Genomic DNA, 19,331 nt, shown 5'->3' with positions numbered 1-19,331 from the left:
GACTTATGTGCTCACGGCGCCAAGAAACCAGATGCCTGATGGCTCACCACTAAAACTAATAAAAATAGGCCGGGCGATTACCCGGCCTTGTGCTATCTCACCCGCAACGGGGCAATGAGTGGAGCGCCGCCATGCTGGACGACGTCCGCCTCTACCCCATACACGCCTTCCACGAGCTCCCCCGTGAGAACGTCCGCAGGGCTACCTTGAGCACGAATATGACCCTTTTTAAGCACCACCAGCTGGTCACACATGCGCGCGGCCAGGTTGATGTCATGGATGGCCACAAGTCCCAGGCTGCCATCGCGCTGCGCTTTGGCACGGACCTCATCCAAGACAAAGATCTGGTGATGGAGGTCGAGGGCGGACGTGGGTTCGTCGAAAAGCGTGAGGCCTGGATTGCCCACCAGCATCTGTGCCACCGCCACAAGCTGACGCTGGCCACCAGAGAGCTCATTGAGGTAGCGCGAAGCAATCGCGTCCAGCCCCAAGGAGTGCAGCACCTCACCCGTGCGTGTAATCGGCTCTTCGCAGGCCTCCCGGCGCGCGGAAATCAGCACGGCTTCAAAGGCCCGCAGCGCGGCCGTGCTCGTAAGGTCCTGTGGCACGTAGCCGATAAGCTGGCGGCGTCGCTTGCCGCGCGGGGCCGTGCCATCGACGCGGAAATCCACCTCGCCGTCACAGCCGCGGTGCACGCCGGCTAGGGACTTGATAAGCGTGGTCTTGCCGGAGGCATTCGGCCCCAAAAGGCCAACTAGCTGCCCGCCGTGGAGCTTTTCCACATCCACGGACTCCAGCACGCGATGCTTGCCATAGGCCGCACTTAGGCCGGAAATTGTCAGTTCTACGTCCACAGTGCCCTCCTTCGGGTCATGACGATAGCAATGAAGAATGGCACGCCCAGAAGCGAAGTAACGATGCCAATGGGAATAGCCAGGCCCGGCTTAATCATCAGGCTCACCGCATGCGCGGCACACATCACGGCCGCGCCCGCCGCCATGGAGGCCGGCAAGAAGTAGCGCTGGTCCTCGCCCACCAGCATGCGGGCGATGTGCGGGCCCACCAAGCCAATGAAGCCGATGATGCCTGCGAAGGCCACGGTGGTCGCCGCAACGAGCGAAACCACGATGAGCACTACAACGCGCAGACGGGAGGTATTGATGCCCATGGCGGTAGCGCGGGCGTCGCCAAGCCGCAAGGCAGTAAGGCGCCAGCCCAGCGCCCATAGGATGGGCAGGGCGATAATCAGCACGGCGGCCAGTACGCCGTTGGCCGCCCAATTGGCGCGGGTAAGTGAGCCCATGGACCAAAAGACGATCTGTTGCAGCGCTTCGGCCGAGGACTGGTACTGGATGAGCGCCAGCATGGCTTGGAAGAAGAACACCAAGCCGATGCCCAACAGCACCATGGTCTCCGCCTTCGCGCCGCGGATAACGGCCGCGATAACAATAATGGCCGTAGCCACCGCGGCAGCAAGCCACGCCATCAGCGCCAGGTTGAACTGCGGCTGCGCAATCAGCTGCCACTTGAGCACGATGGAGGTGGCGCCGCCAAACGCGGCGGCCGCAGAAATGCCGAGGGTAAAAGGCTCAGCCAGCGGGTTATTGAGGATGGTCTGCATCTCCGCGCCAGCCAAAGACAGGGCCATGCCGATGAGCACGGCCATCACGGCCATGGGCAGGCGCAGCTGCCACAGCACCGTGCGCGTCTGGTCATCCAGCCCCGCGGGATTCACGATGCCCTTCATGACCTCGGCCGGGCTGATATCAATCGCGCCCACAAAGTTGCTGATAATAAAGGCCACGGCCGCAATCAGCGTCAGGCCCGCAACGATGCCGATGCGTTGCCAGGTTAACTTCTTATGTTGCCGCGCGAGGGCGGCTACCTCTGCGCCCTGCATTAGTTGGTGCTAAAGAAGGTTCCCTCGCCGGAGACCGGCGAGTACTTTTCTTGCGCATCCATCCACTGCTTGGCGACGTCCATATCGGCATACGCCTCCGGGTCGATCCACTCCGCCACCTGCAGCAGTGCCAGGTAGTTAAACGGCGAATCATAGAACTGGTGCCACATGCTGTGCAGGTGGTGCTCCTTAACCGCACGCAGCTTATCGAAGCCAGCCTGCTTCTCCGGCAGCTTCGCGATGCTGCCCTTGGCTTCCTTTTCATCAATGCCGTAGCCCACTGCAGCGTATCCGACAGGGTGGCCTTCATCGTCCTTCATCTCGGACCAATCGCCACCGGTGGCGATGATCATATCCGGGTCAGATTCCAGGACCTTTTCCGGGGTGATTGTGCCGGACTCGCCCGGAATGACTTTATCGCCGATATTCTCGCCGCCGGCCGCGTTGACCAGCTGGGAGATATTGGAATCGTTCCACGAACCGCAGCAATCGGAGACACCTGCTGCTCTCCAAACGAAGGTCTTTGGTTTATCTTTTACCTTCTCTGCGCGGTCTTCAACCAGATCCACCGTCTCTTGCCAGTCCGCGTTGAATTCCTCAGCGCGCTCCTCTTGGCCGAAGATCTCGCCGAAGATGTCCATGGTCTTAGGCGTATTCTCCAGCGGGTCGCGGCGGAAGTCGGTCACCGCGTACTTCAGGCCGGCCTGCTCCATCTTGTCAGTCAGGCCCGCTTCGCGGGAGGCATCGTATTGATCCAGCGAGAGCACAATGAGATCCGGGTCTAGGCTCACGAGTTTTTCTACGGTGACATCGCCCTTGGCAAAGCCGCCGATCTCTGGAACCTCGTTTACGGACGGCAGTTCCTTTTCCAGCGCCTTGTAGTAATCCGGCACGTTCTGCTTGAGATCTGTACCGATGCCAACGACCTTGTCCAGTGGATTATCGGGGTCGAGTACACCGGTGGCAAAAATCGATCGACCCTCCCCCAAAATCACGCGATCGGGAGCCTTATCCAGTTCCACGTCACGGCCGGTGATATCAGTAAAAGAGAAGGCAGCATCGTCGTTTGCTCCGCCGGTTACTTCCTCGGCCGCACCGCAGCCGACCAGCGCCATTGCCGACGCCGCCACAACCGCCATCACCTTAAGGGGAGTATGAGCCATTTTTAGTCCTTGGTCGTTGGATGCCCTCGCAGCAGCCGCGATGGGCCTTACATAGGACATCCTAACCCGACTAAGTAAGGTAACCCAAACCTAAACGGGTTCACCGTTGATCGCATAGTCTTCCGGCTCGCCCTTGGGCACCTCGGTGCCGTCCGACATGGTGCGATCTTCCAGCTCTCCATCCGGATCCACGATGGCGATATCGAAGCCAGACTCGCGAATTCGGCGCAGCCCCTCTTTCAGCATGCGCCGGCCCATGCGGTTCGTACCGGTGATATGCGATAGCTCGAGCACCACCGTGCCTTCGCCAAAATCCGACTCCATCAGCTCGTACAAGATGGTCTCGGCCGCGTTGAAGTTAATCAGGCCCTGCAGATAGATGACGGTCAGCTCGGCATCCTGCTCCACCTTGCGCACTGGGTTCACGCCATAGCGCTCATCCGTAGACATTAGGTGCAGGCCCATATCCTTCGACAACAACTTAAACGCATCCACCCCGCGCACCGAGTTGCCCTCCTTGTTCAGCCGCGGCGAGAACGTCGCCACACCCAGCTGGCCGGGCAGCGTGCCCAAGAGGCCACCTGAAACACCCGACTTCGCCGGGATTCCCACCTCGGCCATCCACCGGCCGGCGCCGTCGTACATGCCGGCCGAGCTCATCACTGACAGCGTCAGTCGGCACACGTCCGCATCCAAAATCTTGTCTCCCGTTACCGGCTGCACCCCACCATTGGCCAGAGTTGCCGACATCACGGCCAAGTCCCGCACCGTCACCACAATCGAACACTGCTCGATATACGTCGAGACCGCATCGTGTGCCTCGTCCTGGATGATGTCGTAATTGCGCAGCATGTGCGCTAGCGAAAGGTTGCGTTCGCTGACATCGAGCTCGGAGGAGCGCATGGCGTCGTCGATAAGCAAGTCGCGGCCTGCCAACCGGGAGAAATAGGTGCGCAGCCGCTCCACGCGCGCGGCCGGCTCCGAATCCACGCCATTAATCAACTGCGTGACCGCAATCGCGCCCGCATTGATCATGGGGTTGACCGGCCGGTGGTCATCACGGTTGAGCGAAAGCTCATTGAAAGCCTCCCCCGAAGGCTCCATGCCCACTATCTCACGCACCGCGGAAAGGCCGAGCTCCTGCAGCGCCAGCGCGTAAACAAACGGTTTAGACAGGGATTGCAGGGTAAATTCCACCTCATCATCGCCCGCAGAATATACGTGGCCGGTGGTGGTGCACATCGCGGCGCCGAGGTACTCGGGCTCCGCCTTAGCCAACTCCGGAATATAATCCGCCACGGTGCCGTCGCGATTATCGCGCACTTTATTGAGGATTTCCTGCAAATAAAAAGGGATTGGTGTCTTCATCCCAACCCAGCCTACGAAAAAAGTCCCCGCGGTGTGCGGGGACTTCCTTAATTAGTAATTAGTGGCGCTCGGACAGCAGGCGCTGCAGCTCCTTCAAGTCGCTCTTGCGGCGGCGAGAGCGGAAGACTGAGAAAGCAATTAGTCCAACCACAGCGGCGCCGACGCCGCCAAGGGCCATCTGCACGTTGCGGTCCTGCAGCTTATCGGTAGCCGCGGTCTTGGCCTCGTTGGCAAAGTTCTGCGGCTTGCTGCGCTGCGCAAGCTCGTCCAGGGTGCCGGCCAGCTGGCGGCGAGTGCGCTCGATATCGCGTTGAATGTCTTCAATATTGCGTGCCACGAAGTTCTCCTCTTAACTTAGGTTCGCTCTTAACGGGCTCATTCTACCCCGCCGGTGCAAAAGCGTGCAGCCCGGCCGGTAAGTAGGGTGGGAACCATGACTGAAAACCGATTGAACGTTGGAGATACCGCCCCTGCCTTTGCGCTTGCCGACGACGCCGGAAACACCGTTTCCCTCGCCGATTACGCAGGCCAACGCGTACTCGTCTATTTCTACCCCCGCGCCAATACCCCGGGCTGCACCAAGGAGGCCTGCGATTTCCGTGATTCCTTGGAGCAGCTCAATGATCTCAATATTGCCGTCGTAGGCATCTCGCCCGATAAGCCAGAGGCGCTGGCAAAATTCCGCGCGGACCATGAGCTGAACTTCCCGCTCCTGTCGGATCCGGATAAGTCCGTCATGACCGCCTACGGCGCGTTTGGGGAAAAGAAGAATTACGGCAAGGTTGTCCAGGGCGTTATCCGCTCCACCTTCTTGGTCGAGCCGGACGGCACCATCGGCCAGACGCACTACAATGTCAAGGCCACCGGCCACGTCGCCCGCGTGATGAAGGGCCTAAACTAGCGCGGCGTCGTCCAGCGCAGTGACGAACGCATTGACCGGGCCGGTCTCCTTATCCACAGCCTGGCCGTACGGTGCAATTGCGCAACTGCGCGCGATCCGGGGGCCTTTCTAGCACGGTGGTAGCGATCTAAAGCGCGCTCGTTTCGCGCCTTTGTGCCACTTCCGCCCACCGCAGGCAGTTGACACTTAAACAAGCTATCCACAGCTGCGGCCGTCTACGACTCGGTTCTACTGCCGGTCCTGTTTAGAGTTGCGGCCATGAGCGCACTGAAGGCTTATGCCTCCCACATAGCCTCGGCGATGGATATCCTCGCCGAGGCCCGCGGCATGTCTGAGCGCGCCCTCATCGAGCTGGGTCTACCAGATGTAGAAGCTCGCAACCTCCGCGCGCTTGCCGCAGTTTATTACGGCCCAACCCGCTTCAGCCGGAAGCAACGCCACGCCGCCACGGCCGCTCGCCACCATGACCTCATAACGCTCAAGCTGATTGAAAAATATGTCTCCCGCGTGCGCACACAGCGCGATGCGTGGAACTTGCGGGTAGAGCTGTGCCGCCTGCGAGGCCCCGCCTCTGAAATCGCCCGCCGCGCCAAGCAACGCCTGCGCGACCTCCGCCCGCGCCGCACGCCGCCCCGCGAAGGGGTCCAGCTCCTTCGCCGCCCGAATGGCCCCTGGACCATGCGGATTACCGCCCCCTCGGCCTTCCTCGCGGAGTTTGACGCCGCGCTCGATCCCGCGCGCCCACTCGATTCCCTGCGCGATCTCCTTCGCGGCACGGGTGCGCCTTCGGCGCGCACCACAACCAACGTCATCATCCCGCTCAACGCGCTGGACCGCATCTTGGATGGCGACGGTGAAGAAGTCACCCTGCGGCTGACTAATGGCGCCACCATTACCGGTGCCGAGTTGGTCGAGCGCACCTTCACCGAGCACGGACTAGCCACCCTTATCCATCCCGTTAAAGGCCCCGTCAACCTGTATCGCACCTCGCGCTACGCCACCGAGAAACAGCGGCAGATGGCCGCGGCCGAAAACCCTACCTGCCCGTGGCCGCCGTGCAACCACCCGGCGGACAAGGCCCAGATCCATCACCTGAAGGCTTGGAAGCACGGAGGACTGACCAATATGGACAACCTCACCGTGTGCTGCCCGTATCACAACGGGGTCAACCAAGATGATCCGAATGCCCCGCCGCTGCGTGGGCGCCTTGCCCGAGTCAATGGCAAGGTACGTTGGGTCCGCTAGCGCTGCCTCTGCGAGGTAGCGCTACTCGGCGTGCTCGACAAAGTCCGCGTAGACTTCCGCGGCTACCCGCGCGAAATCGGCCGGTGCCATGCGCGCCATGCCCTCCGGCAGGCTGCCCCACAACGTACAGCCTGTCACCTCCGGCATCTCCTCCAGGTTCAGGCGCGTAGCCAAGTCCGGATCGGCCGGCAGCGAGCCACCAACTAGCCCGAGCACCTCAATTCCACGGCGTTGTGCCTCGCGCACGGTCAGCTCGGCCGCGTTGAGGCTTCCTAGGTTAAGGGAGGTGACGATGAGGAGCCTATCGGCGACGTCGGCAAGCGTATAGGCGTCCGTTAAACGCACGAGGAGCCCGCCGGCGCCTTCCACGAGCACCACACGGCCGGGTGCGTCAAGGGCGGCAATCCACTCTTTAAGTTCCTGCAGGCTGGGTTGGGGCATGCCGGCCCGGCGCGCAGAAAGATTCGGCGCCAGTGGCTCCGGAAAGCGCACCATCTCTGCTACCTCCACCCCCGCCAGCTTGCCGACGGTCGCCGCATCCCCCTTGCCTTCCGGCTCCCCCGTCTGCAGCGGTTTGGCGTAGATGACCTCGCGGCCGCGTTGCTTGAACGCGCTGGCGAGCGCGGCCGTGGCCACAGTCTTGCCGACGTCCGTATTCGTTCCCGTTACATAAATAATCACTGTCGTCCTCCTGCCACCGCAGCGCGCACGCCGCGGCACATTTGCGCTATTTCATCTGCGGTGCTGATAAACGGCGGCATGATATAAATCAACCGGCCGAACGGACGTAACCACACACCTTGGTCTACGGCTGCGGCCGTCGCTGCGGACATATTTACATCGCGTTCCATTTCCACCACACCTATGGCGCCAAGTACGCGCACGTCGGCTACCCCAGGTTCCTCGGACAGGCCCTCAAACCCTCGTTGCAGCTGCTTTTCGATGCCGGCTACCTGCTCGCGCCAATTGCCCTCCAAAATGAGCGCAGTTGCCTCGGCCGAAACGGCACAAGCGAGTGGATTAGCCATAAATGTTGGTCCGTGCATTAGCGCGCGCGGACGCATCCCCACGGCCACCTTCGCGGTGGCGAGCGTGGCAGCCATGGTCATAAAACCGCCGGTCATCGCCTTGCCAACGCACATGATATCTGGCACAACGCCAGCGGCTTGGGTGGCAAAAAGTTCGCCGGTTCGCCCGAACCCGGTGGCGATTTCGTCCGCGATCAGCACGATACCGTGGCGGTCGCAGATTTCTCGGGCCCCGCGGACCAGCTCGTGGTCGTGAAAGCGCATGCCACCCGCACCTTGGACTACAGGTTCAATAATTAGCCCCGCAACTTCTTCCGTGATGCACGCTTCCAGCTCGCGCAGATAGTTCGCGCGCTCGGCCGGGCTAGCCCCGCGAGTGGGCGGCGCCGGGGCGAAAATCTGCTGAGCTAAGGTACCGGTCCACATCGAGTGCATGCCGCCTTCGGGATCGCACACACTCATCGCCGCGAAGGTATCGCCGTGATACCCCGATCGCCATGTCAGCATCTTGGTGCGCTCTGGGTGCCCTGCGCCACGGGCATACTGCAGTGCCATTTTGATGGCTACTTCTACCGATACAGATCCGGAATCGGAATAAAAGACCTGCTCAAAATCACCACGCGTTAATTCCATGAGGTTACGAGTAAGCCGCGCAGCCGGTTCGTGGGTGAGTCCGCCGAACATGACGTGGCTCACCCTCTCGATTTGTTCGTTCGCTGCCGCCTTGAGCCGTGGGTGACTGTGGCCGTGGGCGGCGGCCCACCAGGAAGACATGGCGTCGATAAGCGTGGTGCCATCCGCGAGTGTTAAATAAACGCCGGCGGCCGAGTCCACCACAAGCGTGGGCTCGCCTGGCTCGGCGTAGGGATGCCAAATGTGGCGTGCGTCGAGAGCGGCAATGTCCTCCGCTGAAATATCCATGATTTTAGGTTTATCACAGACTTTCGGCCGTTATAGTGCTTTTATGACAATTATTAAACATCGTTCAATTCGGCGTTTACCGGTGTCTTTGCCAGCAATCGCCGGAATTGAAATGTGGGAGCGCTTTAGCTTCTACGGCATGCAGGCCATCCTCGCCTACTATCTCTATTCCACCTCCGGCGGACTCGGCATGGACCAGGCGCAGGCCACGGCGCTCGTCGGTGCCTACGGCAGTCTGCTCTACCTGTGCACGTTCGTTGGCGGGTGGGTCAGCGACCGGCTCCTAGGTGCCGAACGCACGTTGCTTGCCGGCGCGAGTCTGCTCATGTGCGGGCACCTTTCGCTGTCCTTGGTGCCTGGTATGGCGGGCCTCGTGGCCGGACTGTTGCCGCTTGCGCTGGGTTCAGGGCTGCTTAAAACGGCGGCAATTACCATTCTGGGCGCGGCTTTTCCTCCCACAGCCGGCGCACGGGATGGGGCTTTTCAAATCTTTTACCTGGGGATAAATATCGGCGCTTTACTCGGACCGATGCTCACGGGCTGGCTGGCACAAAAGCACGGCTACCATGCCGGTTTCCTCGCAGCCGCAGGCCTCATGTGCTGCGGGTGTGTCTTCTACGGGTTATTGCTCCAGCGGGTAGTCACGGAGTTCGATACCCGGCCTCCCAACCCTACTGCCGCGCCAGGCAAGGCCGCGGCGGTAGCTGTGGTGGCTGTAGTGGGCAGCGTCGCGGTCGCGGTGACGGTCCCACCAGACAAGCTCGCCATGCTTTTGCTCTTTGCGACGATCGCGGCCGCCCTCGCTCTCTTCGCCAGCATGCTGCGATCCCCGCGGGTCAGCGTGCCGGAGCGGAAGCAGGTTCTGGCGTATATCCCGCTCTTTTTCTGCTCGACGGCCTACTGGACTCTCCAGCCGCAGATTTACGGGGTGCTAGCCGTGTACTCGGATCAACGTGTAGACCGCATGGTCGGCGGGTTTGAGATTCCGGCGGCATGGACGCAATCGCTCAATCCACTGTTCATCCTGGCATTGTCCCTACCGCTGGCGGCGAGCATGTCTCGGTGGGCATGCTCGCGGCGTGTGCTGATGGCCGTAGGCATCATGGTGGCAGGTTCCGGAATGTTTGTGCTGTTGCCGTTCGTCGGGGGCGGAGAAAATTCAACGCCATTTGTGGTGTTGGCCGTGACCATCTTGTTGATGTCGCTCGGCGAGCTATTTATCGGGCCGGTGGGTATGGCGGCATCGGCCGCGCACGCGCCGCGAGCGTACGCGACGCGCTTTTCCGCGCTGTATTTCCTCACCATGGCCATTGGAACTTCGCTAGCGGGAACGCTGTCGACGCTGTATGACCCTTCCTCGGCGGGTGCGGAGCGGACCTACCTACTTGTTGTCGGAATTGTCCCCGTCGCGCTGGGGCTCATGCTCTTGGTCGGCAGAAAGGGCGTCGTGAACGAGGCTTCGGGCAGCGTTTAAGGCATCGACTTGTGAGGCAGCCCTGGTCTCGGCGGGGAAAATCTGACACTCGTGGTCGGGTACAACTTCTGCGCGGCGGGTAATACCGCGCTGGGCGGTATAGGCGTCAAAGAGGTTATCGATGCTCAGGGCTAGTCCTCGTTTTTGAGTTGGTCGCGCAGCTGCTGGAAGTACTCGCGGGCAGCCTGGGGCTGCGCGGTGGAGTGCTGGCCCTGCTGCGCCTGTTGCTCACCGCGATTTTGCTCGGAGCGCTCCTGCTCAGCACGCTGGGAGGCAGCGATGGCTTCGCGCTTGGCACGCTCTGCCTGACGCTTGGACTCGCGCTCGATTTCCTCGGCGCGGGATGGCTTGTGCGGCTGCGGGCGGCGGTGCTGAGGCGCCCCCTCGGCGGAGTCGAGGGCGCGGTTGGCCATGAGCACGTCGCGCATGCCGCTGAAGAGGTCACCCATGCCCTGCGGGTTGGAGGGCATGTACAGCACAGAGGCCTGGCCGTTGTGGGAGACATCGACCATCGCGTCAAGGTATTGAGAGACCAGCATGAGCGCCTCGGGGGATTCTTCCACGCCGGCGTCGCGAAGCATTTCGTATTGCTGGGCAATGCCCTCGACGATTTCCTTGCGCTGGTCCGCAACGCCGCGTCCCTGCAGCTTCTTTGCTTCGGCGGCACCCTCGGCCTCTTTGACCACGCGGATCTTCTCGGCCTCTGCTTGGGCGACGGCCGCTTCACGCTCACGCTGCGCCGCGTTAATGGAGTTCATGGACTCGCGTACGCGGGAATCGGGGCGGATATCGGTAACCAGGGTGTTGACAAAGTTCCAGCCGTACTCGGCCATATTATCGCGCAGGGAAGCCGCAACATTGCGAGCAATGGTGTCCTTGGAGGAGAAGGAATCATCCAAGTCCATATTCGCCACGGAGGAACGAACATTATCCTGCACGTAGGCCACAATCTGCTGTTCGTGGTTGGAGAGCATGTAATATGCCTCGCGCTCTCGGCCTTCAACTACCTCGTATTGCACGGCCACAGGGATCTGGACGAAGACATTGTCCTTGGTCTTGGTCTCCACCATCACATCCAGCTGGCGCACCTGCAGCGAAATTTTATCGCGTACGCGGTCTACCCACGGCATCTTGAAGTGCAGGCCAGCATGCGCCACCTTTTGGAATTTACCCAAGCGCTCCAAGATGGCAGCTTCGCGAGTGCGAACGATGAAATAGCCATCAAAGAGGGTTCCCAAGATAAGCAACAGGATGAGGACTATAACTATGGTGGCGATCAAAATATCTCCCTAAATGTCGTGACAATCACCAATATTTTCGCATAGGAAATAGCGAAACGCTAGTGATCGTCGATAAGCGCAAAAAGCCTGCCCAGGATGGTCGCACCGTCTTCGCGAATGCCGTTGTGCTGGAACTCGTTGCTAATCCACGGCCGCAGGTCCCCCAGGTGGGCGGCGGTAGCCAAGGATTCTTCGAGCGGAACGAAAATATCATCGACATACATGGCCGCGGCCGTGGTCGGCACCTCACCGAGCGCATAGGGCGGGGAGAATTCGTGGCGGGCGAGGCCATGGGCGGCGTCGGCAAACGCGTGCAAGGCCGGGTCCTCGTCGAACTGCCAGGGGAAGATGTGCTCGCCGGTCAACCACGTGCCAGACTCCGCAAACTCCGGGAATTCCTCGCGCACGCGGTGCGCCGCCCAATTAGTAGCGGCCTGGCCCCCGGCGCCACCATAGATGGATTCATGGATGGCGGCATAGAGTGGGCCGTCTGCAAAGCTCACGCGCTGGCCGACGTCCACCAAGAAATCGCCGCGCAGCCGCTTCTCCCCTGCCACGGTGCGGAAAGGCTCTTCCAGCAGATAAGCCAGCGAATCAAAACCGGTGCCGCGGCCGAGCTCAATACCGATGGTGCGAAACCGCAGCGAGGACAGACGCTCTCCGGTGGGAAGGCGCTCATCCGAATTGTCCAAGTGGGAGATGATCTCCTCAATGCTGTCCTGGGCCCACGGGAATTCGCGGTAGAAACGCTGCTGGCGGGCCTTGAGCTTGCTAAAAGTGGCGCGGTAGAGATCGTCTGCCCCCTTCAGCGTGGGGATGCCGCCGGTGAAAAATGCATGCTCAATGTGCTCGGGCGCCTGGGATAGGTAGGCGGTAATGCAGAAGCCACCGAAAGATTGGCCAAAAAGTGACCACTTCTCCAGGCCGAGGTGCTCGCGCAAACGCTCGGCGTCGCGGACGATATTATCTTGGCGCAGCAACGCCAAGTGCGCTGCGGTGCGCTCCGCGGCCGGGCTCAATGCATCGATGCGGTGCGATCGGCCGGTGCCGCGCTGGTCCATGAGGATCACGCGGTACCGCTCCAGTGCCTTGCCAATAAGCCCCGTGGGTGTCAGCGGCCGGGGTGCTGGGAAACCAGGCCCGCCCTGGAGGTAAAGCAACGCGGGCAGGCCCTCTCCGCCGGGCGGGATGATTTCGCGGGCATAAAGCCCAAAAGTCCCGTGGGGATTGGAATAATCCCACGGGACTTCTAGGTGGTGCTCTTTAATTGTGTGGCCAAAGCGGCGGTAGTCGGTCATGCCCTCCCAGGCTAGTAGACTTCCAAGCCCTTCGAGCGGAAGACGTCGCGGATTTTCTCCACGTCCTCCGGCTTTGGCGGCTTCGTGTCTGCCAACTGGTAGGTCATATCTAGGCCTTCCCACTTGTCCTTGCCCATATTGTGGAAGGGCAAGACCTCGACGCGTTCGACGTTAGATTTCCATCGAGCCACGATATTGGCCACATTTTCCACGTTCTCTGGCGAGTCCGTGAGGTCAGGCACCACTACGAAGCGGATCCATACCGGCTTACCTATCTTGTTCAACCTGTCGCCGAAATCCAGTGTTGGCTGGAGCTGGCGTTGGGTGACCTTGCGGTAAGTTTCCTCGTCGCCCGACTTGACGTCGAGAAGCACGAGGTCGATATTGTCTAGGTCCTCGTCGCGCAAGCGCGCGCCCAAGTACCCAGCCGTATCGATGGTGGTGTGAATACCCGCATCGTGGACTTCCTTAAGCACGCGGCGCGTGAAGGAAATCTGGAAGAGGGGTTCGCCACCGGAGATGGTCAGACCGCCACCGGAAGCTTGGAAGATGGGCTTATAACGCTTGATGCGCTTGACCACATCCTCGACCCGCTCCAGTGTGCCGGTCTTCATCTCCCAGGTGTCTGGATTATGGCAGTACTGGCAGCGCAGTGGGCATCCGGACATGAACATCGTCATGCGGGTTCCCGGGCCATCGACGGCGGTCACGAGCTCCCAAGAGTGCACGAGGGCGATATCGCCGGTACGGCGCGCCTCCATGAGCTCCGGGCGGGTAATGTCATCGAGTTGTGCATTATCTCCCAGGCCCGCAGCTACGCCGCGGACACGCTCTCCTTCTTCCGGAGAGAGGGTGACAACACCAGTAACGCCATCAGCCATGATTAAGAACCCTGGTGGAAGGTGCGGGAGATAACGTCGAGCTGCTGCTCCTTGGTCAGCTTGACAAAGTTAACAGCGTAGCCAGAGACGCGAACGGTGAGGTTCGGGTACTTCTCTGGGTGCTCAACGGCGTCCTCGAGGGTGGACTTGTCCAGCACGTTGATGTTGGCGTGGTACAGACCAGAGTTCATCTGGTGTGCATCGCGGTTTGCCTTCATTGCTGACATGCGGTCTTCGAAAGTTGGGGTTGCCATGATTTTCTCCTTTTCGAGATGGTTGAGGGTTGAGTGGTTTTTACTTCTCCATGATGAAGCCGGCATCCAGAACGCCCACCAAGTTATTGATGCGCTCTTCTGGGGTGCGGCCCAATCCGGAAGGAGTAATGGTGTTGGTCAGCGAGATGCCGTCCAAGGCGTCCTTGTAATCCAGCTTGCCAACGGACAGCATGGAAGCAACCATGCCGTGGCTGTCGGCACCGTTTTCAGGGTTTGCGCCTGGGGAGAACGGCGTGCCGGCCTTGTGGCCCGACGGGAAGGCGCCTGTTGCCTTGCCGTAGACCACGTTCGAGGTAATGGTCAGCACGGACTGGGTTGGGATGGCGTTGCGGTACATCGGGATGGCCTTAATCTTTTCCATCACGGTGTGGACAATGGTTGCGGCGATGTCATCGGCGCGGTCATCGTCGTTGCCATAGAACGGGAACTCGCCCTCGGTGACGTAGTCCGTAATCAGGCCGGTCTCGTCACGGACCGGGGTGACCTTGGCGTACTTGATAGCAGCCAGGGAGTCGGCGACGATGGACAGGCCGGCGATGCCGCAGCCCATGGAGCGTACGATATTGGAATCGTGCAGCGCCATCTCGACTGCCTCGTAGGCGTACTTGTCGTGAGAGTAGTGGATGATGTTGAGGGCCTCAACATAGGTGCCAACAACCCAGTCCAGCATCTCTTCGTACTTCTGCCAAACTTCATCGAAGTCCAGCGGGCCATCGCCCTTGATGGGCTCGTAGCCTTCTACGACCTGCTTGCCGGTTACCTCATCGCGGCCACCGTTGATGGCGTAAAGCAGAGCCTTAGCGGCGTTCACACGAGCGCCGAAGAACTGCATCTGCTTGCCCACTTCCATCGGGGAAACACAGCAGGCAATTGCGGCGTCGTCGCCCCACTGCTCACGAATCTGGCGGTCAGACTCGTACTGGATGGAGGAGGTCTCAATCGAGATGTGGGCACAGAATTCCTTGTAGCCCTCTGGCAGCTTTGGATCCCAGAAAATGGTGATATTTGGCTCCGGTGATGGGCCAAGGTTAACCAGGGTCTGCAGCAGGCGGAAGGAGGTCTTGGTGACCATGTGGCGGCCGTCGTTGCCGAAACCAGCATCAGACCAGGTTGCCCAGTACGGGTCGCCAGAGAAGATCTGGTCATAATCGATGGTGCGCAGGAAGCGAACGATGCGCAGCTTGAGAACCAGGGAGTCGATGATTTCCTGGGCGTCTTCCTCGGTGATGATGCCAGCGGCGAGGTCGCGCTCGAAGTAGCAATCGAAGAAGGCGGACAGGCGGCCAATGGACATTGCGGCGCCATCCTGGGACTTAATGGATGCCAGGTAGCCGAAGTAGGTCCACTGTACTGCCTCGTGAGCGGTCTTAGCCGGCTTGGAGATGTCGAAGCCGTAGGACTCAGCCATCTTCTTGAGCTTCTTCAGGGCCTTGATCTGCTCGGAGTGCTCCTCGCGGAAGCGTGCCCAGTGCTCAGAGAAGCCAGCGTCTGCGACAGAATCGCGGGAAGCCTGCTTTTCCTCGATCAGGTAGTCCACACCGTAGAGAGCCACGCGGCGGTAGTCACCGATGATGCGGCCACGGCCATAAGCATCCGGCAGGCCGGTGATGATGTGTGATGAACGAGCAGCACGGATGCGCGGGGTGTAGATATCGAAGACCGCATCGTTGTGGGTCTTACGGTAACGGGTGAAGATCTTCTCCACCTCAGGGTCGACTTCCTTGCCTGCTTCGCCGATGGCCTGCTTGACCATGCGCCAGCCACCGAACGGCATCATGGCGCGCTTCAGCGGGGTATCGGTCTGCAGACCGACGATGACGTCGTCGTCCTCTGAGATGTAGCCGGCCGGGAAAGCGTCAATGTCGGTCGGGGTGTGGGTGTCAACATCGTAGACGCGCTTTTCGCGCTCGACGGACAGGTAGTTCTTCTCCAGGGTCTCCCAGACGCGCTTGGTCTTTTCGGTCGGGCCCGCCAGGAAGCTGGAATCGCCGTCGTACGGCGTGTAGTTACGCTGAATGAAGTCGCGGACGTTGATGCCCTCGGTCCATGGACCGGACTCAAATCCCTTCCACGCTTCAAACTGTTGAGGCTGCGTTGCGGTAGTCATAATTCCCTTCTTTCGGGCGAATTTCTATCAGGGGTAAATGCCGCTTTTTCGAGCCACAGCACCAAGCCCCTCTGGCCTCAATTGTTGACTACATCAGCGGTAATAACAAGTTCAGCAGACGTTGGAAAGGCTAAAAATAAACCGGTCGTGTTGTTTCGCTGGTTAGTGATTTCATGCAGAACGCACGTACGTCTTAGATCGGGGGTGAACTAGCCCCGAACGTGTTCCTCATCACCCCGATTTTTTGGTCGCTACCTGCACGAACCTCTACTGTTAAACCCGTTCAGCTTCGCTTCCGCACAAAGGAGGACTTCGTGGCTTCCCAGCCCAAGCATCCAGTAGATACCGTCCCACCCGCCCCCAAATTAGCTGCCTTAGGCGTGCAGCACGTACTGGCCTTTTATGCCGGGGCGGTTATCGTTCCGCTGCTCATCGCCGGCTCGCTTAACCTGGATGCGGAAACCACCATCCACCTCATCAATGCGGACCTTTTGACCTGTGGCATAGCAACGATCATTCAGTCCATGGGCGTCGGCAAGCGCATTGGCGTGCGCCTGCCCATCGTGCAGGGCGTAACCACAACGGCCGTCTCCCCGATTATTGCCATTGGCCTGGGCGCAACCGACGGCGAAGGCGGGGTGGCCTCGCTGCCGACCATTTATGGCGCCATCATCGTCGCCGGCCTGTTTACTTTCTTCGCGGCGCCGGTCTTTGGCAAAGTGCTGCGTTTCTTCCCGCCGGTGGTCACCGGTTCGGTCCTGCTGGTGATGGGCACTTCACTATTGGGGGTTTCGGCCAATGACTTTGTCAATTACGCCGAGGGAGTTCCAGCCACCCGTGACCTGCTCTACGGTTTTGGCACGCTCGCGGTCATCGTTTTGGTGCAGCGTTTTTCCTCTGGCTTCCTAGGCACCCTGGCCGTGCTCATCGGCCTAGTCTTGGGTACGGGCGTGGCGCTCGTGCTAGGCGACGCCTCCTTTAGCGAAGTCTCCTCCGCCCCCGCTCTCGGTATCACCACCCCGTTCTACTTCGGCATGCCAAAGTTCGACGTGGTGGCTATTTTCTCGCTCATCATTGTCATGATCATCACCATGGTGGAGACCACTGGCGATGTCTTTGCCACCGGCGAGATTGTCAAAAAGCGCATCCGTCGCGATGATGTCGTGCGCGCCATCCGCGCCGATGGCCTTTCCACCCTGGTGGGCGGCGTAATGAACTCCTTCCCGTATACCTGCTTTGCACAAAACGTCGGTCTGGTCCGCCTGACCAGCGTGAAATCGCGCTGGGTGGCCGTGGCTGCCGCCGGATTCATGATGGTATTGGGCATTTTGCCCAAGGCCGGTGCGGTCGTGGCCGCCATCCCCTCCCCTGTGCTTGGCGGCGCCTCCCTGGCGCTTTTCGCCAACGTAGCGTGGGTGGGCCTACAGACCATCGCCAAGGCCGATCTTTCCGATGGCCGCAATTCCGTCATCGTCACTTCCGCGCTCGGCTTGGCCATGCTGGTGACCTTCAAGCCGGATATCGCCACGGCCTTCCCGGAGTGGGCGCAAACCTTCGTCTCCTCCGGCATGTCCATCGGCGCCATTACCGCCATCGTGCTTAACCTGCTGTTCTTCCACACCGGGGGAAAGCAGGGCACGCAGGTGTCTCGGGCCGTCGGCAAGAGCGTAAGCCTACAGCAGCTCAACAATGCCTCCCGCGAGGAATTCGTCTCCGCGCTGCGCCCGCTGTTCAATAACGAGACGTGGCCGCTCGAACTGGCGTGGGAGTCGCGGCCTTTCAGCGATGTCAATGAGCTGCGCGCCGCCATTCAGGTAGCCGTGCTGACCGCGGATGATTCCCGCCGTGCTGCCCTCATCCACGATTACCCTGCCATGGATGAGCTGCTGCTTGCCGACGCCGACGAAGCCGCCACCATCTCCGCCGACCGCGGCTCCCTGGGGCTAACCGACCTGGATGATGTGCAGACCGAGCGCATTACCGAGCTTTCCGCCGCCTACCGCGAGCGCTTCGATATGCCCTTTGTGGCTTATCTGGATACCAATGACACCGTTGACCGCGTCATTGACGCCGGCGTACGCAGGCTGGCTAACTCCCCAGAGCAGGAGTACCGCACCGCGCTGGGTGAGATCGTAGAGATTGCCAACGACCGCTTCGATATCTTGCTAGCCGATGCCAACCCGGTCCGTTCTTCCTGGGACCGCAAGTTCACCGAGGTGGACTAGCTAACGGAAGGAAAAATCTACCTCAGCCTCCGGGTCCACGCCGGAAATAATGCCGGTGTAGAACTGCTTGGCCTGGCTTTGGAGGACATCGCGATTATCCGCGATGTCCTTTTTCTTTTTGTCCTCATCCAGAATCTTGGTGATGGTTTCCGCTTTATCGATATCCGGGGTAATCCAGCTCAGCGCGCCATTATCGTCCACCGCGGTTTCGAAGTTCTCATCCGAGTGGCCAATGAAAATGAACTCGGGGACCTGCACGCGGAAATGGTGCGGGGATTCCTCTTCTACGTGCACCCGGGATCCTTCAATGCCGAGCTTCGCGCGGTAGGAGTACTTGATGTATTGGGTACGCTCACTGCCTGGGACCTGCCAATTCCACAGCGTGCTGGTGGCGGACTCCTCCGATAATCCCTCAATCCCCAAGGAGACGAGCACCACTTGTTCCTCGCGCTCCACGGCCTTGATGACCTTGGTATTGCTCGATTCGGTCTCCACGTCCACCGGTTCCCGGACTTGCCACACCACCACCGCAGCTACCGCCAGGGCGGCGATGAGAATGACAGCGATAAGGGTGGAAAACAGCTTTTTCATAATGCCCATCTTAGGGTGAAATACGGACGGTGATATGCGAAAACGCCGCCGGCCACGAGGGTCGACGGCGCCTATGGTGCGCCCGGTGAGACTTGAACTCACACGTCATAAGACACTAGAACCTAAATCTAGCGCGTCTGCCAATTCCGCCACGGGCGCGGGGGACTTGACATAGTGTACACGGTGGGCGGGTAATCCAGAAACCAGGGGTGTTCTGTTTTCCGGCCGCTGGTGGGTAGGGTGGAACGCGTGAGCACTCAAGAGGAACAGAAAAACAAGCGCGTGCAGGTGCGATGGTGGCACATCCTCCTCATCGCGTTTTTCGTCGTGCTCTTCCTATTCCTGGCCTATTGGCAATGGACCCGCTTCCGCTCCGGCTCGGGCACCTTCCAAAACCTGGGCTATGCCTTCCAGTGGCCACTGTTTGCCGTGTTCGTGGTTTATGCCTATCGCACCACGCTGCGCTATGAAAACGAGCGCCTCGCGGCCGAGGAAGAAGCCCGCGACATGCATGACACAGACAAAACCGCCCCGGCCGACGCTCCCACACAGCCGCAGGCAGAAACCAAAATTGATGAGGATTTTTTGCCCCAGCGGCCCCAGATGGATGTGGAAACGTTCAACGCCATGAATACCCCGCGCCGCCGGCGCGGCGAGAATGAAGAAAGCTGATT

At 60.3% G+C, this 19,331-nt stretch carries 18 protein-coding genes and 1 tRNA gene; 5 read left to right on the top strand and 14 right to left on the bottom strand.

What is annotated here, in order from left to right:
* Positions 1-92 precede the first annotated feature (92 nt).
* From WMP96_RS05220 to WMP96_RS05200, 5 genes are all read right to left on the bottom strand, one after another.
* On the bottom strand, positions 93-854 hold the full coding sequence (locus WMP96_RS05220) for an ABC transporter ATP-binding protein (RefSeq protein ID WP_340432283.1): 762 nt from the start codon (positions 852-854) through the stop codon (positions 93-95).
* A complete protein-coding gene (locus WMP96_RS05215) occupies positions 845-1,900 on the bottom strand; it encodes a FecCD family ABC transporter permease (protein WP_301716009.1) in 1,056 nt (351 codons plus the stop codon). The genes WMP96_RS05220 and WMP96_RS05215 overlap by 10 nt, the downstream gene beginning before the upstream one ends.
* Positions 1,900-3,063 carry an ABC transporter substrate-binding protein gene (locus WMP96_RS05210; RefSeq protein WP_239204939.1) on the bottom strand — a complete coding sequence of 388 codons (1,164 nt, stop codon included), beginning with the start codon at positions 3,061-3,063 and terminating at the stop codon, positions 1,900-1,902. Before WMP96_RS05210 ends, WMP96_RS05215 begins: the two co-directional genes overlap by 1 nt.
* Before the next feature lie 90 nt (positions 3,064-3,153).
* Positions 3,154-4,431, bottom strand: a complete 1,278-nt coding sequence (locus tag WMP96_RS05205; RefSeq protein WP_340432280.1) for a glutaminase — start codon at positions 4,429-4,431, stop codon at positions 3,154-3,156.
* A 58-nt stretch (positions 4,432-4,489) separates the two neighbouring features.
* Positions 4,490-4,768 carry a DUF3618 domain-containing protein gene (locus tag WMP96_RS05200; protein WP_005323988.1) on the bottom strand — a complete coding sequence of 93 codons (279 nt, stop codon included), beginning with the start codon at positions 4,766-4,768 and terminating at the stop codon, positions 4,490-4,492.
* A gap of 96 nt (positions 4,769-4,864) precedes the next feature.
* Here WMP96_RS05200 and bcp point away from each other — a divergent pair, with 96 nt between their 5' ends.
* Together bcp and WMP96_RS05190 are read left to right on the top strand one after the other, a co-directional pair.
* On the top strand, positions 4,865-5,332 hold the full coding sequence (gene bcp, locus WMP96_RS05195; RefSeq protein WP_150851338.1) for a thioredoxin-dependent thiol peroxidase: 468 nt from the start codon (positions 4,865-4,867) through the stop codon (positions 5,330-5,332).
* 258 nt (positions 5,333-5,590) lie between these two features.
* Positions 5,591-6,577, top strand: a complete 987-nt coding sequence (locus WMP96_RS05190; RefSeq protein WP_301716011.1) for an HNH endonuclease signature motif containing protein — start codon at positions 5,591-5,593, stop codon at positions 6,575-6,577.
* A 21-nt stretch (positions 6,578-6,598) separates the two neighbouring features.
* Here WMP96_RS05190 and bioD read toward each other — a convergent pair whose 3' ends face one another.
* Positions 6,599-7,258, bottom strand: coding sequence for a dethiobiotin synthase (bioD, locus tag WMP96_RS05185; protein WP_086588446.1), 660 nt, complete (start codon positions 7,256-7,258; stop codon positions 6,599-6,601).
* Positions 7,255-8,526, bottom strand: coding sequence for an adenosylmethionine--8-amino-7-oxononanoate transaminase (locus tag WMP96_RS05180; RefSeq protein ID WP_301716012.1), 1,272 nt, complete (start codon positions 8,524-8,526; stop codon positions 7,255-7,257). The genes bioD and WMP96_RS05180 overlap by 4 nt, the downstream gene beginning before the upstream one ends.
* Before the next feature lie 43 nt (positions 8,527-8,569).
* On the opposite strand from WMP96_RS05180, the gene WMP96_RS05175 reads away from it, so the two are divergent.
* On the top strand, positions 8,570-10,000 hold the full coding sequence (locus WMP96_RS05175) for a peptide MFS transporter (RefSeq protein ID WP_340432278.1): 1,431 nt from the start codon (positions 8,570-8,572) through the stop codon (positions 9,998-10,000).
* A gap of 131 nt (positions 10,001-10,131) precedes the next feature.
* Here WMP96_RS05175 and WMP96_RS05170 read toward each other — a convergent pair whose 3' ends face one another.
* From WMP96_RS05170 to pflB, 5 genes are read right to left on the bottom strand one after another with little or no spacing between them, the layout of a single operon-like run.
* A complete protein-coding gene (locus tag WMP96_RS05170) occupies positions 10,132-11,280 on the bottom strand; it encodes an SPFH domain-containing protein (RefSeq protein WP_200288698.1) in 1,149 nt (382 codons plus the stop codon).
* A 59-nt stretch (positions 11,281-11,339) separates the two neighbouring features.
* Entirely contained in the window at positions 11,340-12,578 is a 1,239-nt protein-coding gene (locus WMP96_RS05165; protein ID WP_239204929.1) for an alpha/beta fold hydrolase, read from the bottom strand.
* 11 nt (positions 12,579-12,589) lie between these two features.
* Positions 12,590-13,459 carry a pyruvate formate-lyase-activating protein gene (gene pflA, locus WMP96_RS05160; RefSeq protein WP_049360991.1) on the bottom strand — a complete coding sequence of 290 codons (870 nt, stop codon included), beginning with the start codon at positions 13,457-13,459 and terminating at the stop codon, positions 12,590-12,592.
* Positions 13,460-13,461: 2 nt separating this feature from the next.
* Entirely contained in the window at positions 13,462-13,713 is a 252-nt protein-coding gene (gene grcA2 / locus WMP96_RS05155; RefSeq protein ID WP_005323969.1) for an autonomous glycyl radical cofactor GrcA2, read from the bottom strand.
* Positions 13,714-13,753: 40 nt separating this feature from the next.
* Positions 13,754-15,841 (bottom strand): formate C-acetyltransferase, encoded by a 2,088-nt coding sequence (gene pflB, locus WMP96_RS05150; protein WP_239270266.1) that lies wholly within the window; start codon positions 15,839-15,841, stop codon positions 13,754-13,756.
* 314 nt (positions 15,842-16,155) lie between these two features.
* Between pflB and WMP96_RS05145 the strand changes: the two genes are divergently transcribed.
* On the top strand, positions 16,156-18,066 hold the full coding sequence (locus WMP96_RS05145; RefSeq protein ID WP_239204927.1) for a solute carrier family 23 protein: 1,911 nt from the start codon (positions 16,156-16,158) through the stop codon (positions 18,064-18,066).
* On the opposite strand, the gene WMP96_RS05140 is transcribed toward WMP96_RS05145, so the two are convergent.
* Positions 18,067-18,657, bottom strand: coding sequence for a hypothetical protein (locus WMP96_RS05140; RefSeq protein WP_239204925.1), 591 nt, complete (start codon positions 18,655-18,657; stop codon positions 18,067-18,069).
* Between the two features lie 74 nt (positions 18,658-18,731).
* Positions 18,732-18,816: transfer RNA gene (locus WMP96_RS05135), tRNA-Leu, on the bottom strand.
* A gap of 90 nt (positions 18,817-18,906) precedes the next feature.
* Here WMP96_RS05135 and WMP96_RS05130 point away from each other — a divergent pair.
* A complete protein-coding gene (locus tag WMP96_RS05130; protein WP_284799128.1) occupies positions 18,907-19,329 on the top strand; it encodes a hypothetical protein in 423 nt (140 codons plus the stop codon).
* Positions 19,330-19,331: the final 2 nt, after the last annotated feature.

The sequence above is a fragment of the Corynebacterium sp. KPL4035 genome, from assembly GCF_037908325.1.
In the GTDB taxonomy this organism is placed as follows: Bacteria; Actinomycetota; Actinomycetes; order Mycobacteriales; family Mycobacteriaceae; genus Corynebacterium; species Corynebacterium kefirresidentii.
The sequence above is the reverse complement of the archived record's forward strand: the minus strand, read 5'-3'. Positions and strand labels throughout refer to the sequence as shown.